We start from the raw sequence: 13,856 nt of genomic DNA, 5'->3' as shown, positions 1-13,856 counted from the left end.
ATACCATTCCCATGCAATTCACCGCCCACCAAGAAAAAATGCACCACTCGTTGATTTTGGCCTTGCGGATCACCCGGCTTATTTGTAATCCACGCCCTACCAACGGATGCGGGCGTAGCTCAGGGGTAGAGCATAACCTTGCCAAGGTTAGGGTCGAGAGTTCGAATCTCTTCGCCCGCTCCAATTGGTTCACTGGGTCAAACCCAGCTGCAAAGGCCGCCTGTCAGGGCGGCCTTTTGCATTCCTGCTCAGGCGCAGATACTGGCACGGTGGGGTGCCAGATTAGCAAGATCACCCCAGCCTGGCCGGGGCATGGCGGCAAGCCTGATCAGACCGGGCAAGGCAAAAGCCGACTCATCGGGTTCCGCATCAGATAGATCATCAAGCAGCGCACCAAGATCGGCCATATCATCACAGGTCGCTTCGGCAGCATCCGCCGCCTTGTTCTGCGCAACCCGCAACGCGGTTTCCTGAATATTGGCGGCAGCGGACAGGGCTACGCTGCCAAGTGTTCCGGCGCTCGCATCCGGGTCCAGCAGGGCGTGAAGGCTCGGGATCAGATCAGGAAGCTCACCCTTGGCCGCACCAAACTGATCCGCCAGCATGATCGTGCTGACATAGGGATTACGCCGTTCGGCTGACAGAGCAACCGCATGCGTCAACCGCCCCGCCACACGTTCATCCATGATGATCAGGTCAATCACCACCGCGCGGATCATCGCCTGCGCCAGATCGCGGCTGGTGACGCAATAGGTCTGGAACCCCCGTTCCGCCAGCGCATCGGCAGTTTCCGCCGCCGCCACGGCACAGTCGCGCAAAACCAGAGCTTTCATCGGATTCTCCTGAATGAGGCTGCAATAGGCAAAAACTGACAGAGAAACCTTAAAATATGCTGAAAAGCGCTGGCGCTTGACCGACAGGCTTGGCGGTGGCCCTCGTTGCGCCTATAGACATGGCCAACAGGCAAGGGACAGCACTATGCGGACAGCCACAATCACCCGCAAAACCGCGGAAACCGAGATTACGGTCACCATCAATCTGGATGGCACCGGGATCTATGACAATGACACAGGCATAGGCTTTTTCGACCATATGCTGGATCAATTGTCGCGCCACGCGCTGATCGACATGCATATCCGCGCGAAAGGCGATCTGCATATCGATGACCACCATACGGTCGAGGATGTGGGCATCGCCCTTGGTCAGGCGCTGACTCAGGCTTTGGGTGACAAACGCGGAATCAAGCGGTATGGGTCCTGTCATCTGGCGATGGATGATGCGCAGCTGCGCACCGCGCTCGATCTGTCGGGGCGGCCCTATTTGATCTGCAATCTGGACCTGCCCTTCGGCAAGATCGGCACATTCGACACTGAATTGGTGCACGAATTCTTTCAGGCCCTGTCGACCCATGGCGGCATCACGCTGCATATTGACAGGCTGCACGGCTTCAACGCGCATCACATCGCCGAGGCCGCGTTCAAATCGGTCGCCCGCGCCCTGCGCGAGGCGGTCGAGACTGATGCGCGCATGGCGGATGCAATCCCCTCGACCAAGGGCAGCCTATGACCACAGCTTTGGTCGATTACGACAGCGGCAATCTGCATTCGGCGCAAAAGGCGTTTGAACGCATGGCGTCAGAGGTCGGTGCAGGCCCGATCATCGTCACCTCTGACCCTGATGTCGTGGCCCGCGCCGACCGGATCGTGCTGCCGGGGGACGGTGCTTTCCCGCATTGCCAGGCCCAGCTTTACGCGCAAAGCGGTCTGGCCGAGGCGATCACCGAGGCGGTGACGAGGCGCGCCGTGCCATTTTTCGGCATCTGTGTCGGCATGCAGATGCTGGCCAGCACCGGCCATGAATATGAAGAAACCACAGGCTTTGGCTGGATCGCAGGCGATATCCGCCGGATCGCACCCCATGATCCGGCGCTGAAGATCCCGCATATGGGTTGGAACGATCTGGTGATCGACCATCCGCATCCGGTGCTGGACGGGATCACCACCGGCGAACACGCTTATTTCGTCCATTCCTATGCGATGCAGGTCGCCGATCCTGCACAAAGACTGGCCCATGTGGATTATGGCGGTGATGTCACCGCGATCATCGGGCGTGACAATATCATCGGCACCCAGTTCCACCCCGAAAAAAGCCAGGCCGCAGGTTTGCGGATCATCGGCAATTTCCTGACATGGAGACCTTAGTGATGACTTCCTCACGCCTGACCCGCCGCCTGATCCTGCTGGGCGGTCTTGCCGCCACCGCCGCCTGCGCCAGCCCTGATGTGCAGCGGCGCGACAACGACATGGGGTCGCGCGCGGCCTTTGCGTCGCGCGATCTGCCGCTTTATCCTAATGAAACACCGCAGCTACGCGCTCTGATCAACCGTTATGCCGATGAATACGACATGCCCGTGACCTTGCTGCACCGGGTCATCATCCGCGAAAGCACGCATAATCCCGCCGCGCGCAACGGGCCCTATTACGGGCTGATGCAGATCCTTCCGCAGACCGCCCGCACGATGGGTTTCCGGGGCGAACCACGCGACCTGCTGGATGCGGAAACGAACCTGAAATATGCGGGCAAATATCTGCGCGGCGCATGGCTGGTATCTGACGGCAGCGAGGCGACTGCCGTCGGCTGGTATGCGCGCGGCTATTATTACGAGGCGCGCCGCCGGGGTCTGCTGGTCGAAACCGGGCTGAGGTCAGCTTAAGGAAAGAATGGCCCCGACAGGTGGGGCCATCTTGGTTACTGCACGCGCACCCAGTTCTGGCTGGCACAGATCAAGCCGCCAGCCACGCAGCCACGCAACCGCAGCGCGTCACCTTCCACATCCATTTTGCCGGTATAGATCCGGTCATTGGATGGCCGCCAGACCTGCCCGTCATAGGTTCCGTCACCGTTGGGTGCCATGTTGACGACAATCTGCCGCCCAAGATTGGGCGATTGATATTCGCCATCAGCATTGAAAGTCCGCGCGATATTGCCGCAGACAGCCGCACCGCAGGGTTCGATCACGACATAGGCGAATGATCCTTCATCCACCTCGGTCTGCCAGGTGCCGATGGCCGCATCCTGCGCCGCCGCCGCACCGGCCATTGCGAAGGCCGCTGCTGCGGCCAAGATAAGATGTCTCATGTGGGTCTCCTCCCCCTTGAATACTCGGCCCAGATTGCGCGCGAGTGATTTGCGCAATCAAGTCTGACGCTGCGTTGCATTCCCGCGCGCACCATGCATAACGGGCGCGAACCACCAGAAAGGCCCGGCCCATGATCCTTTACCCCGCCATCGACCTCAAAGACGGGCAAGCCGTGCGGCTGGTGCATGGCGATATGGATCAGACCACAGTCTTCAACGACGACCCCGCCGCGCAAGCGCGTGCTTTCGTGGATGCTGGCTGTGAATGGCTGCATCTTGTGGACCTGAACGGCGCTTTCGCTGGCACGCCGGTCAATGCCGCCCCGGTTGAGGCGATCCTGAAGGCCTGCAAAGTCCCCGCGCAATTGGGCGGTGGCATCCGCGACATGGCGACGATTGAGGCTTGGCTGGACAAGGGCCTCGCGCGGGTGATTCTGGGCACCGTTGCGGTGGAAAACCCTGATCTGGTGCGCAAAGCCGCGCGCGCCTTCCCCGGCCAGGTCGCCGTCGGCCTTGATGCGCGTAACGGGCGGGTTGCGACCCGTGGCTGGGCCGAGGAAACCGATGTGATGGTCACCGATCTGGCGCGGTCCTTTGAGGATGCCGGGATCGCCGCGATCATCTATACCGACATCATGCGCGATGGCGCGATGAAAGGCCCGAATATCGACGCCACCGCCGATCTGGCCCGCGCGGTCAGCATCCCCGTCATCGCCTCTGGCGGCGTCTCATCGCTGGCCGATCTGACCGCGCTGCGCGACACCGGCGTCATCGCTGGCGCAATCTCGGGCCGCGCGCTCTATGACGGCGCGCTGGATCTGGCAGAGGCTTTGCGCGTCCTTGCCGAACCCGCGCGACGAGCCTAAACAAAGCCATGCTGAAAACCCGCATCATCCCCTGCCTTGACGTCGCCGAAGGGCGCACCGTGAAAGGCGTGAATTTCGTCGATCTGATCGATGCAGGCGATCCTGTGGAACAGGCGATGGCCTATAATGCGGCGGGCGCGGATGAACTGGTCTTTCTCGACATCAAAGCCACCCATGAAAACCGCGGCACGATGTTCGACCTCGCCACCCGCACGGCAGAGCAATGTTTCATGCCGCTGACCATCGGCGGTGGTGTGCGCACGCATCACGATGTGCGCGACCTGCTGCTGGCGGGGGCGGATAAGGTCAGCTTCAACTCCGCCGCTGTCGCCAACCCCGATGTCGTGGCCGAGGCCGCGATGCGCTTTGGCTCGCAATGTATCGTCGTGGCGATTGATGCGAAAACCGTGGCCCCCGGCAGATGGGAAATCTTCACCCATGGCGGCAGACGCGCCACCGGGATCGACGCGGTGGAATTTGCCCGCACGGTCGTGGAAAAAGGTGCCGGTGAAATCCTGCTGACCTCGATGGATCGCGACGGCACGAAATCGGGGTTCAACCTGCCCCTGACCCGCGCGATATCGGATGCGGTCGATGTGCCGGTCATCGCCTCGGGCGGTGTTGGCACACTCGACCATCTGGTCGAAGGGGTTCTTGAAGGCGGCGCCTCTGCCGTGCTCGCCGCCTCCATCTTCCATTTCGGGACGTTTACGATTGCTGAGGCCAAGGCGCATATGGCCGCCGCAGGCATTGCGGTGCGGCCATGACCCTCGACGATCTCGCCACACTGATTGCGTCACGTAAAGACGCGGACCCGGCAAGCAGCTGGACAGCACAACTGCTGGCCAAAGGCCCGGAAAAATGCGCCGAGAAATTCGGCGAAGAAGCGATTGAGGCAATCATCGAAGCCGTCAAAGGCGACCGTGAAAAGCTGACGTCAGAGGCGGCAGACGTCCTCTACCACCTGCTGGTGATGCTGACCGCGCGCGACGTGCCATTGTCGGACGTCATCGCCGAATTGGCCCGCCGCCAAGGCACATCCGGCATCGCTGAAAAAGCCAAAAGGTAACTTCTTATTTCTGCAAATACTCCGGGGTAAGGGGCGGAGCCCCTGAAACCTACCGCCCGAATAACCGCGCAAGTTCAATCTTGGGACAGCGATCCTGCACCACATCGACACCACGTGCGCGGGCCACTTGCGCCGCCGCTTCATGCGTCACGCCAATCTGCATCCAGATCGTCTGCAGGTCAGGCCAGCGCGCCAAGGCTTCATCCACCAGCGCAGGCACAGCATCCGGCTGGCGGAAGATATCAACCATATCGACATCATCCGGGATATCGGCAAGCGTGGCATAAACCACCTCGCCCAGCAGTTCCTGCCCGGCCAGCCCCGGATTGACCGGGATCACACGATACCCTTGCTGGCCCAGATAGCGCGCCACCTGATGGCTCGGGCGCGCAGGATTGGCCGAGGCACCGACCAAAGCAATCACCTTGGTCCGGGTCAGGATATCGCGCAAAAGATCATCGCTCATGACTGCATCCAATCGTGGTTTGGTAAAAAAAAGCGCCCGAGGCTAAGCCCGGGCGCAAGGTATGGAACGAGGGACAGTGATTTTGAAACAGCCGGTTCCAAGAGCTGCCTCATGGGAGGTATATGGTAAGCGCATGAGGCAACAAAAAGTTCCCTCATCACATCGTGATAGTATCGTGATGCGCGCGATCACCGCAGCCCCGCTCAACCCCGCGCTGCATAAAGCGCCACAGCCGCTGCATTTGACACATTCAGCGATCCGAAAGCAGCCGCCGCATCGATCCGCACCAAAGCATCGCAGGTTTCTTGCGTTTTGTCGCGCAGGCCCGGCCCTTCGGCCCCCATGACGATCGCGATGGCGCGGTCACGCTTGCCCTCGACCGCGGCTTCAATTGTCAGATCCGCCTCACCATCCAAGCCAAGCACCAGATAGCCCATCTGCTGCAATTCTGTGATCGCATCGGCCAGATTGCGCACTCGCAGATAGGGCTGGCGCTCCAGCGCGCCGCTCGCAGTCTTGGCCAGGGCCCCGGTTTCAGGCGCGGCATGGCGCTGCATCGCCACAACTGCGCGCGCGCCAAACACCTCGGCCGACCGCAGGATCGCGCCAACATTATGCGGATCGGTCACCCGGTCCAGCAGCACGATACGCGGCGGCATCGGGCCTTCACGCAGGGCGACATCCTGTAAACTGCCCCAATCAAGCGGTTTGACCTCCAACGCCGCGCCCTGATGCACCGATTGCGGATCAAGCGGCGCGGCGAATTTGCGCGGATCGCTGATTTCGGGCTCCATCCCGCTGGCCGGCACGGCATCGCCCAGACGTTCGAGCGCGTTGCGGGTCACGACAAGGCGCAGCTTTTCACGCTTGGGGTTTTCCAGCGCATCGCGCACCGCATGCAGACCGAACAGCCAGATGGTTTCATTGGCAGCCACACGCTTGGCTTGTTCCTTGGCAATCACCCAATCCGGCTTTTTCATATCGCGACCTGTCCTGACATTTGCCCCGTCGATACGCGACATTGGCGCCGCTGTGAAGGGGCGCACAAAATCGGCGTTTTTGCTGTTGACGGCATAGGGGGCCACAGGTAATCACCGCGCCAGTGGGCGACAGGCCGCAAGGTGTGGCAGGGGACTGTAACTCCCTCGCGGAGACGCACGCCAGGTTCGATTCCTGGGTCGCCCACCATTTTCTCATTTTGCTATGCGGCTCGCCAGACACGGCGCTATTGGGCCTGTGGGAATGTCCCACCCTCAACCTGCAAACCCCACAGCCGCGCTGTCACTACCAGCGACGCGTAAAGTGCCGCATAGGCCGGGTGCCCCTCTCCCAGATCATGCAATTGCCAGTAATCCTCGCGCAGATTGTATAATTGCGTGGTCGCGTCATCATAGCGGATGATCCGATAGTCGCCCTGTCTGATCGCGGCGTTGTTGTAAAAGAATGTCGGAATCGCGCGGGGCGTAACGCCGCGGCGTTCCAGATAGGGGCGCAGGCTCTGACCGACAGTTCCTGCAATCTCGCCCAGGCCCAGATAATCCAGCACAGTCGGGCCGATGTCGATCATGCTGACCGGGTCGGTGATCACCTGTGCCTCTGTCTGGCCCGGCAGATGGATGATCAACGGCACATTGGCGACCTGTTCCCACAGGGTGCTTTTCTGCAACCGGTCTTTATTGCCAAGGTGAAACCCATGGTCGGCAAGGACAATCACAATCGTATTCTGCGCATGCCGCGACGCTTTCAACGCGTCCCAGACCCGGCCCAGTTGATCATCCACCAGCGAATAGGCGGAAAAGTAATTGCGCAGGCTTTGTTTCCACCAGCGGCTGCGGCCATTCACCAGTTCCTTGCGAGGGGGAAAGGCCCGGTCGGCATAGGCGTTGCTGTCATATCCCCCGGCCCAGTCTGCGGGTTCCCGGAACCGCGACAGCCGATACATTTCCTTGAACCGTGCCGGTGTCGTAAAGGGGCTATGCGGACTGTGAAAGCCCACCTCACGGTAAAACGGCGCGTCGCCGTCATAGCCGGTCAGAAAGGTGATCGCCGATTCCGCTGATCGCATGTCATAGAATACATCGTCATCAGCGGGATCAAGCGTCGCGGCGCCGTTCTTGTAGCCACCGAAATGGGTCGTTCTGACAGGTTTGGAGATCGCATAGGTAAAATCCTTCTGCGCATCCGAATACAGGATATCATGGACCGGCTGGGGCAGCGGCGCATGTCCGTGATGCACCTTGCCGCCGGAGGAACAGAAATAGCCGTCCTGCTTGAGCCGGTAAGGCCACATGATCCGCGGATCGTGTTTGTCAAAGACATTGTCCTGATTGGAAAAAACACCCAGTTGATGGGTCGATCGGCCCGACATGAAGCTGGCCCGCGCCGGGTTGCAGACCGTCGCGGGGCTATAGGCGGCGTGAAACGCGGTGGAAACCGCGCAGATCCGGTCCAGATGGGGCGTCAGAAGCGGTTCATTGAACGCTGTCTTATAAGGCCAATAGGCGACCGCATCATCAAAGCTGACCAACAACACATTCGGCTTTGTCACAACATATACCCGTCAACGCATACAGCAGATGGAACCAGACCCACGCCGATTATGGCGCAAATGCCCAAACCAAGAAAGAGGCAGCTGCGGCATTCATCATCGCCTTTGTTGCACCACAGGCCTGCTTTGCGCTACAGCGGTCACGATACCATGGAACATGGAAAAGCACCCAATGCCCGTGCCTTACAACATCATGATTGTCGGCCAGAACGGCAGGTTGCAGTTCGAGGCTTTGCTGTTTGTCGCGAGCCTGCGCGCCAAGGCACCGGGCTTTGCCGGCCGCGTGATCGTGGCCGAACCGCAGCCGGGGCCGCTGTGGCATGACGATCCGCGGATGTCGCCCGATATCAAGGCAGCACTGGCTGCGCTGGACGCCGAGGTGCGGCCTTTCACCAATGATCATTTCGGCCAAAGCTACCCGCAAGGCAACAAGATCGAAGGGTTGAAAACGCTGCCCGCAGGCGAGCCTTTTGTATTTTTTGACAGTGACACGCTGATGACCGGCGATGTCAGCGCGGTCAGTTTCGATTTCACCCGTCCAGCCGCATCCATGAACCGGACGGGCACATGGCCGGTCGAAGATCTGTACTGGCCCGGCTATACCGCGATCTGGAAATCGCTTTACGATAAATTCGGTCTGGATTTCGAGACGTCGCTCGATCTTTCGCAGCCCGATGAATTCTGGCAGCGCTATCTTTATTTCAACGCAGGATGGTTCTTTGGGGCTGATCCTGCGGCCTTCGGGCAAAAGTTCACCGAATATGCGGTGGCTATCCGCGATGATGCACCGCCCGAACTGGTGATCCAGCCGCTGGACCCATGGCTTGATCAGGTGGCTTTGCCGCTGGTGATCCATCGTTTCGGTGGCGGCAGGCCGGGGCCGGAACTGGCGGGGCTTGACGGTGATCTGACCTGCCATTACCGGCTTCTGCCGCTGCTTTACGCACGCGGCACCGATGACCAGATTGCGACGCTGGAAGACATCTGCGCGCCCAACAAGATCAAGAAAATTCTCAAAAACCACACGCCGTTCAAGCGGATGGTGTATCAGGGCCAAGGCCATAAAGTGCGCGCCTTGTTCGACCGCAATGCCCTGCCCCGGCGCGAACAGGCGATCCGCAACCGGATCAAGGCCGCAGGTTTCTGGGTGCGATGAACCCTCAATCTGGGTATCAGGCGCAAATCCTGGCTATGATCGCCTGCGCGTCTCATCCTCGGTCTGACGCGGCAGCGCCGCTTGCGGCACAACAATCGGCACCACGGCCAGAATGATCAGCACAATCACGGTCGACAGGATCGCTGTCGCCTCCAGCCCCAGACCGACGATCACGCCGATCCCGGCCGTGGCCCAGATACTGGCGGCTGTGGTCAGCCCCTCGACCTGATGCCGCGACTGACGGATGATGATCGCCCCCGCGCCCAGAAAGCCGATCCCCTGCACCACGCCTTGAATGACACGCGACATATCGGCGATCTCCATCCCCGCCTGCACCGGCCCGAGCACGAACAGCGCCGCGCCTACGGCGACCAGCATATGGGTGCGCACACCGGCACTGCGCGCCTTGCGTTCGCGTTCATACCCCAGAACGCCCCCCAGAAGTGCGGCAATCACCAGCCGGACCGTGATGACGGTGATCGTCGCCACATCCGGCAGGTCCGAAAATTCAGCGGCGATTGTTGTGCCGATTTCTTGAAACATGGCGAGGTCCTACAATGATGCCCAGACGGGCGATTGGTCAGCAGGACCCGCACCAAAGGCAGAGATGTTGCATGGCTGGCGCAGCGCAGGCGTCAGCCTTTTGCAAACACGCCACTGTCTGATGCAAACCCTTTCACCTCGATCGGGTTCCCTGACGGGTCGCGAAAGAACATCGTCCATTGTTCGCCCGGTTCGCCCTTGAACCGCACCGAAGGGGCAAGGATGAAATCTGTCTGCCGCTCTTCCAGCCGTCCGGCCAGCTGAGTCCAGTCGTCCAATGGCAGCACCACGCCGAAATGCGGCATCGGCACCATGTGGTCGCCGACCTTGCCTGTCGGGGCATTGGCGAAAGGTTCGCCCAGATGCAGGCTCAATTGATGGCCGAAAAAGTCGAAATCGACCCAGGTGTCTGTGGAGCGCCCTTCGACAGCCCCCAAAGCGCCACCATAAAAGGCACGGGCTTCATCCAGATCGGTCACGTGAAAGGCAAAGTGAAATGGCACAGGCATCAGGTTTTCCTTTGGTCGTCAGGGGTTGCTTGCAGTCGTTTACACCGTCCCCGGCAGGATTACAAAACCACATCCGGCGAAACCAGCCCCAGATCATGATGTCAGACCGTGCGCGGGATCATGCTATTGTGTCCAGCCAAGCAATAAATCGGTTTTGCCCCCGCGCCGAAGCCTGCTAAACGCTATATATGACAATCAATTTTGCGCTTTCGCTGACTTATGCAGGCATTGACCTGTTGCAACGTAGTCCTGACGGCTGGCGCCGCGTGGGCACGGCCTCGCTGTTATCGGCCGATTTGGCAGCCGATTTGGCCCGTCTGCGCGCGAAAGGCGAGGCTTTGGCCCCCGAAGGCTTGAAAACCAAGATTGTCATTCCGTCCGAGCAGATCAAATATCTGGCGATTGACTCCACCCAGACCACGCTTGCCGATGTTCAGGCCGTGCTTGACGGTGCCACACCTTACCAGCCAGAAGAATTGGCCATTGACTTTGAACGCTTTGGCGGGCGCACACATATCGCGGCTGTCGCGCGCGAAACGCTGAAAGAGGCCGAAGATTTCGCGCAGACGCATGGGTTTAATCCCGTGTGCTTTGTTGCTGTGCCGGAACCTTTCACCTTCCGGCAGGAAATCTTTTTCGGGCCAACATCTGTCGCGCCGCGTATCCTTGGCCCGCATAGCGCGATTGACCGTGATACACTGCCGGTGCTGCTGGTCGGCACGCGGATCAAGTCACATCTGCTGGTCGTGGATCAGGGCGCGGATGCGGCACCGGCCCAGCCGCAACAGGCCCCTGCCACCCACAACGAAGTCGCACCAATTGCCCCGGTTTATCTGGACCGGGTCATCAGCGAATATCACGCGCGCCCGCTCCAGACTGAGGTGCCGCTGATCGCCGTGCCGATGGCCGGATCACCGCGCCCGGTGATTTTGGGCGGCGTCGTTGATGTGCCTGCGCCTGCAAGACAGCGCCGGTCTTTCGCCATACCGGGCACCATTGCGGCAAGTGTCGCCGCGCTGAGTCTGGCTCTTTGGGCTCTGTATGACCCCACCACTCCAATCGACACGCCGGTTGAAACCGCCGCGATCAGCAGCGCGGAAAACCCCGAACCGGGGGTTGTCGATCTGGCCCTGACCGCACCGGATCAAAGCTTGCCCCCGGCGACCTTGCCTGACGATGATGCGCGTCTGGCGCTGGACACGGCCCCTGCCCCGCTGGTCAGCGACACCGCCGATGCAGAGCTTGCCATCCAACCGGAGACACCGGCGGAACCGCGCGCAATTGGCCGTGTCCTGACCCCGGATGAAGCGGCAGCAGTCTATGCAGCGACCGGCGTGTGGCAACGCGCCCCACGCTTTGTCGATCTGCCTGAGGCCACGGTCAATGACAGCGTCATTTGGCCTGTCAGTGTCGAAGCCCCGGACCAGATCGCGCTGCCTGCCCTGCCGTCGATCGGGGCTTTGTCCACGGATCTGAGCTTTGTACCGCTGGTCAATCCGCCTGCCGCCGATGTCGTGTTTGACCTTGATGACGAAGGCTTTGTGCGCGCCACGGAAGAAGGTGCCGTCACGCCCGACGGCGCGGTGGTCTATGCCGGATTGCCTGATCTGCCGTTCCGGGAACGTCCTGGGTCAGTCGAAGCTGTCGCCGCTGATGAGATCGCAACCGCAGCAGAGGTGCCAGAAGAGGATGCCACCACCGATCTGGCGCAAAGTTCTGATGACACCATCACCGTCATCGAAGGGCGACCGCCCGTTGTGCCGCCCGTGCGCCCTGAAACGGCCAGCCCCGCAGACGTGGCCGAGGCAGATGCGGACGCCCCCACCCCCGGCGGTGTCGCCTTAAATGGCCTGCTGCCCGACGCCGAGAGCACCCAGAGCGCGACAGCCAGCCTTGCGCCGCCGCCCGGGGCGATCCGGCCAAGGCTCCGGCCTGATCTGCCGCAGGTGGCAACCAATCCGGACGAAGTGAACGCTCTGCTGGGGGGCATCGCATTTGCAGAGCCTGACCCGCTGGAAGGGGCCTCTGCCCTTGCGGTTGCCGCCTCGCTGCGTCCGACATTGCGGCCAACCAATTTTGATCAGGTTGTCGCTGCCGCCCGCAGCCGCCAGCAACCAGCCGCCGCGCCAGAGCCGGAACCAGAACCAGAACCGCAAGTGGCCGCAGCACCTGCTGCCACACCGCAACCCGCGGCGCCCGCACCAGCGCCACCGCCAGCACAGGTCGCAGCACCCGTCGCGCCGCAAAACTACGCCCCCGTTCCCGGCGGCGTTGCGCGCGCGGCGACACAGGAAAATGCAATCCGGATGCGCGATGTCAATCTGATCGGCGTTTACGGTCAGGCCAATGCCCGCCGCGCGCTGGTCCGGCTGGGCAATGGGCAATATATCCGGGTTCAGGTTGGCAGCGAACTTGACGGTGGTCAGGTCACTGCCATCGGAGAAAACGCGTTGAATTACGTCAAACGCGGCACGACCTATGCCTTGCAGATCCCGTCCGGCTGATCAAATCAGGCGTCACTGACACCTGATTCTGCAAAGGTCGCCATGCCCGAATGACACGCGACGGCGGCCTGCAAAATGCTGATGGCGACGGCAGCGCCTGATCCCTCGCCCAGCCGCAGACCAAGCGACAGCAATGGTGTTTTGCCCAAAGCGTCCAGCAGCCGCTCATGCGCGCCTTCCACGCTCAGATGGCCCGCAACCGCGTGATCCAGCGCATCTTGTGTCAGTTTTGCCAGCACGGCCGCTGCGGCTGAACAGATAAACCCGTCAAGGATCACCGGAATGCGATAGTGCCGCGCCGCAGCCATCGCCCCGGCCATCGCCGCCAATTCGCGCCCGCCAAGGCAGCGCAGGGCCTCCAGCGGATCTGTCGGCGCATGCAGCGCCAGCCCGGCATCGACCGCCGCGATCTTGCGCGCGAGGCCCGCGTCATCCACGCCCGTGCCGCGCCCGGCCCAGTCGGCCCCGCTGCCACCGAACAAAGCCGCCGCCAGCGCCGCCGCCGATGTGGTGTTGCCGATACCCATTTCGCCGGTGACCAGCAGATCAGCCTGCGGATCAACCGCATCCCAGCCTTTCTGCAAGGCGTCCAGCAATTCAGCTTCGGTCATCGCGGGCGCTTGGGTGAAATCCGCTGTCGGCTGATCCAGCGACAAGGCATGCACATCCATCCTTGCCCCCGCCGCCTTGGCAAGTTGATTGATCGCCGCCCCGCCATGTTCGAAATTCGTGACCATCTGCGCCGTCACCTCTGCCGGAAAGGCCGAGACGCCCTGCGCACAAACACCGTGGTTGCCCGCAAAAATGATCACCTGCGGCGCTGCGATCACTGGGCGCGGATTGCCGCGCCAGCCGGCATACCAGATCGCCAGATCCTCCAGGCGGCCCAAGGCGCCGGGCGGTTTGGTCAATTGCCGGTTGCGGTCAGCCGCCTTGGCGGCCGCAGCGGCATCCGCGACGGGCATCTGTGACAGCAGATTGCGGAATTCAGACAGGGTGGTGAAAGCTGCGCGCATCAGGTCCTCGTTGCGAAAGTTGCCTCTACTGTCTAACGATC

16 protein-coding genes and 2 tRNA genes are annotated in these 13,856 nt (G+C 61.3%); 10 read left to right on the top strand and 8 right to left on the bottom strand.

The annotated features are described in order from the left end of the window. Positions 1-108: 108 nt before the first annotated feature. Positions 109-183: transfer RNA gene (locus VOY09_RS00310), tRNA-Gly, on the top strand. Positions 184-248: 65 nt separating this feature from the next. Here the strand turns inward: VOY09_RS00310 and VOY09_RS00305 are convergent. Then, complete coding sequence (locus VOY09_RS00305) at positions 249-833, bottom strand: imidazoleglycerol-phosphate dehydratase (RefSeq protein ID WP_322892885.1); 585 nt, start codon at positions 831-833, stop codon at positions 249-251. A 145-nt stretch (positions 834-978) separates the two neighbouring features. On the opposite strand from VOY09_RS00305, the gene hisB reads away from it, so the two are divergent. From hisB to VOY09_RS00290, 3 genes are read left to right on the top strand one after another with little or no spacing between them, the layout of a single operon-like run. Next, positions 979-1,566 (top strand): imidazoleglycerol-phosphate dehydratase HisB, encoded by a 588-nt coding sequence (gene hisB, locus VOY09_RS00300; protein WP_322892886.1) that lies wholly within the window; start codon positions 979-981, stop codon positions 1,564-1,566. Continuing rightward, complete coding sequence (gene hisH, locus VOY09_RS00295; RefSeq protein ID WP_322892887.1) at positions 1,563-2,201, top strand: imidazole glycerol phosphate synthase subunit HisH; 639 nt, start codon at positions 1,563-1,565, stop codon at positions 2,199-2,201. Before hisB ends, hisH begins: the two co-directional genes overlap by 4 nt. A 2-nt stretch (positions 2,202-2,203) precedes the next feature. After that, positions 2,204-2,713, top strand: coding sequence for a lytic transglycosylase domain-containing protein (locus VOY09_RS00290; protein WP_322892888.1), 510 nt, complete (start codon positions 2,204-2,206; stop codon positions 2,711-2,713). A 35-nt stretch (positions 2,714-2,748) separates the two neighbouring features. Here VOY09_RS00290 and VOY09_RS00285 read toward each other — a convergent pair whose 3' ends face one another. After that, positions 2,749-3,138: a DUF2147 domain-containing protein gene (locus VOY09_RS00285; RefSeq protein ID WP_322892889.1), complete on the bottom strand. Its 390-nt coding sequence runs from the start codon at positions 3,136-3,138 to the stop codon at positions 2,749-2,751. Positions 3,139-3,269: 131 nt separating this feature from the next. On the opposite strand from VOY09_RS00285, the gene hisA reads away from it, so the two are divergent. From hisA to VOY09_RS00270, 3 genes are read left to right on the top strand one after another with little or no spacing between them, the layout of a single operon-like run. Continuing rightward, positions 3,270-4,004 (top strand): 1-(5-phosphoribosyl)-5-[(5-phosphoribosylamino)methylideneamino]imidazole-4-carboxamide isomerase, encoded by a 735-nt coding sequence (gene hisA / locus VOY09_RS00280; RefSeq protein ID WP_322892890.1) that lies wholly within the window; start codon positions 3,270-3,272, stop codon positions 4,002-4,004. A gap of 8 nt (positions 4,005-4,012) precedes the next feature. Then, on the top strand, positions 4,013-4,771 hold the full coding sequence (gene hisF, locus VOY09_RS00275; protein WP_322892891.1) for an imidazole glycerol phosphate synthase subunit HisF: 759 nt from the start codon (positions 4,013-4,015) through the stop codon (positions 4,769-4,771). Further along, complete coding sequence (locus tag VOY09_RS00270) at positions 4,768-5,073, top strand: phosphoribosyl-ATP diphosphatase (protein WP_322892892.1); 306 nt, start codon at positions 4,768-4,770, stop codon at positions 5,071-5,073. The genes hisF and VOY09_RS00270 overlap by 4 nt, the downstream gene beginning before the upstream one ends. Positions 5,074-5,122: 49 nt before the next feature. On the opposite strand, the gene VOY09_RS00265 is transcribed toward VOY09_RS00270, so the two are convergent. Both VOY09_RS00265 and rlmB read right to left on the bottom strand, forming a co-directional pair. Next, positions 5,123-5,539, bottom strand: a complete 417-nt coding sequence (locus VOY09_RS00265; protein WP_322892893.1) for a CoA-binding protein — start codon at positions 5,537-5,539, stop codon at positions 5,123-5,125. A 203-nt stretch (positions 5,540-5,742) separates the two neighbouring features. Then, on the bottom strand, positions 5,743-6,519 hold the full coding sequence (gene rlmB / locus VOY09_RS00260; protein WP_322892894.1) for a 23S rRNA (guanosine(2251)-2'-O)-methyltransferase RlmB: 777 nt from the start codon (positions 6,517-6,519) through the stop codon (positions 5,743-5,745). Positions 6,520-6,643: 124 nt separating this feature from the next. Here rlmB and VOY09_RS00255 point away from each other — a divergent pair. Next, positions 6,644-6,727: transfer RNA gene (locus VOY09_RS00255), tRNA-Tyr, on the top strand. A 37-nt stretch (positions 6,728-6,764) separates the two neighbouring features. Here VOY09_RS00255 and VOY09_RS00250 read toward each other — a convergent pair. Further along, a complete protein-coding gene (locus VOY09_RS00250; protein ID WP_322892895.1) occupies positions 6,765-8,087 on the bottom strand; it encodes a sulfatase-like hydrolase/transferase in 1,323 nt (440 codons plus the stop codon). 172 nt (positions 8,088-8,259) lie between these two features. Here VOY09_RS00250 and VOY09_RS00245 point away from each other — a divergent pair, with 172 nt between their 5' ends. Then, entirely contained in the window at positions 8,260-9,243 is a 984-nt protein-coding gene (locus tag VOY09_RS00245) for a hypothetical protein (protein WP_322892896.1), read from the top strand. Between the two features lie 33 nt (positions 9,244-9,276). On the opposite strand, the gene VOY09_RS00240 is transcribed toward VOY09_RS00245, so the two are convergent. Further along, positions 9,277-9,786: an MgtC/SapB family protein gene (locus VOY09_RS00240; protein WP_322892897.1), complete on the bottom strand. Its 510-nt coding sequence runs from the start codon at positions 9,784-9,786 to the stop codon at positions 9,277-9,279. A 92-nt stretch (positions 9,787-9,878) separates the two neighbouring features. Continuing rightward, positions 9,879-10,295 carry a VOC family protein gene (locus tag VOY09_RS00235; protein ID WP_322892899.1) on the bottom strand — a complete coding sequence of 139 codons (417 nt, stop codon included), beginning with the start codon at positions 10,293-10,295 and terminating at the stop codon, positions 9,879-9,881. A 188-nt stretch (positions 10,296-10,483) separates the two neighbouring features. Here VOY09_RS00235 and VOY09_RS00230 point away from each other — a divergent pair, with 188 nt between their 5' ends. After that, a complete protein-coding gene (locus VOY09_RS00230) occupies positions 10,484-12,799 on the top strand; it encodes a hypothetical protein (protein ID WP_322892900.1) in 2,316 nt (771 codons plus the stop codon). A gap of 5 nt (positions 12,800-12,804) precedes the next feature. On the opposite strand, the gene cobT is transcribed toward VOY09_RS00230, so the two are convergent. Continuing rightward, positions 12,805-13,815, bottom strand: coding sequence for a nicotinate-nucleotide--dimethylbenzimidazole phosphoribosyltransferase (cobT, locus tag VOY09_RS00225; RefSeq protein WP_322892901.1), 1,011 nt, complete (start codon positions 13,813-13,815; stop codon positions 12,805-12,807). Positions 13,816-13,856: the final 41 nt, after the last annotated feature.

The organism is Yoonia sp. 67-2, from assembly GCF_035117555.1.
Taxonomy (GTDB): Bacteria; Pseudomonadota; Alphaproteobacteria; order Rhodobacterales; family Rhodobacteraceae; genus Yoonia.
Note: the sequence above shows the minus strand (reverse complement) of the source record. Positions and strands in the feature narration are given on the sequence as shown.

Excerpts from the sequence above, each read along its gene's own strand:
- VOY09_RS00305 (WP_322892885.1), bottom strand. The coding sequence starts at position 833 with ATGAAAGCTCTGGTTTTGCGCGACTGTGCCGTGGCGGCGGCGGAAACT.
- hisB (WP_322892886.1), top strand. The coding sequence starts at position 979 with ATGCGGACAGCCACAATCACCCGCAAAACCGCGGAAACCGAGATTACG.
- hisH (WP_322892887.1), top strand. The coding sequence starts at position 1,563 with ATGACCACAGCTTTGGTCGATTACGACAGCGGCAATCTGCATTCGGCG.
- VOY09_RS00290 (WP_322892888.1), top strand. The coding sequence starts at position 2,204 with ATGACTTCCTCACGCCTGACCCGCCGCCTGATCCTGCTGGGCGGTCTT.
- VOY09_RS00285 (WP_322892889.1), bottom strand. The coding sequence starts at position 3,138 with ATGAGACATCTTATCTTGGCCGCAGCAGCGGCCTTCGCAATGGCCGGT.
- hisA (WP_322892890.1), top strand. The coding sequence starts at position 3,270 with ATGATCCTTTACCCCGCCATCGACCTCAAAGACGGGCAAGCCGTGCGG.
- hisF (WP_322892891.1), top strand. The coding sequence starts at position 4,013 with ATGCTGAAAACCCGCATCATCCCCTGCCTTGACGTCGCCGAAGGGCGC.
- VOY09_RS00270 (WP_322892892.1), top strand. The coding sequence starts at position 4,768 with ATGACCCTCGACGATCTCGCCACACTGATTGCGTCACGTAAAGACGCG.
- VOY09_RS00265 (WP_322892893.1), bottom strand. The coding sequence starts at position 5,539 with ATGAGCGATGATCTTTTGCGCGATATCCTGACCCGGACCAAGGTGATT.
- rlmB (WP_322892894.1), bottom strand. The coding sequence starts at position 6,519 with ATGAAAAAGCCGGATTGGGTGATTGCCAAGGAACAAGCCAAGCGTGTG.
- VOY09_RS00245 (WP_322892896.1), top strand. The coding sequence starts at position 8,260 with ATGCCCGTGCCTTACAACATCATGATTGTCGGCCAGAACGGCAGGTTG.
- VOY09_RS00240 (WP_322892897.1), bottom strand. The coding sequence starts at position 9,786 with ATGTTTCAAGAAATCGGCACAACAATCGCCGCTGAATTTTCGGACCTG.
- VOY09_RS00235 (WP_322892899.1), bottom strand. The coding sequence starts at position 10,295 with ATGCCTGTGCCATTTCACTTTGCCTTTCACGTGACCGATCTGGATGAA.
- VOY09_RS00230 (WP_322892900.1), top strand. The coding sequence starts at position 10,484 with ATGACAATCAATTTTGCGCTTTCGCTGACTTATGCAGGCATTGACCTG.
- cobT (WP_322892901.1), bottom strand. The coding sequence starts at position 13,815 with ATGCGCGCAGCTTTCACCACCCTGTCTGAATTCCGCAATCTGCTGTCA.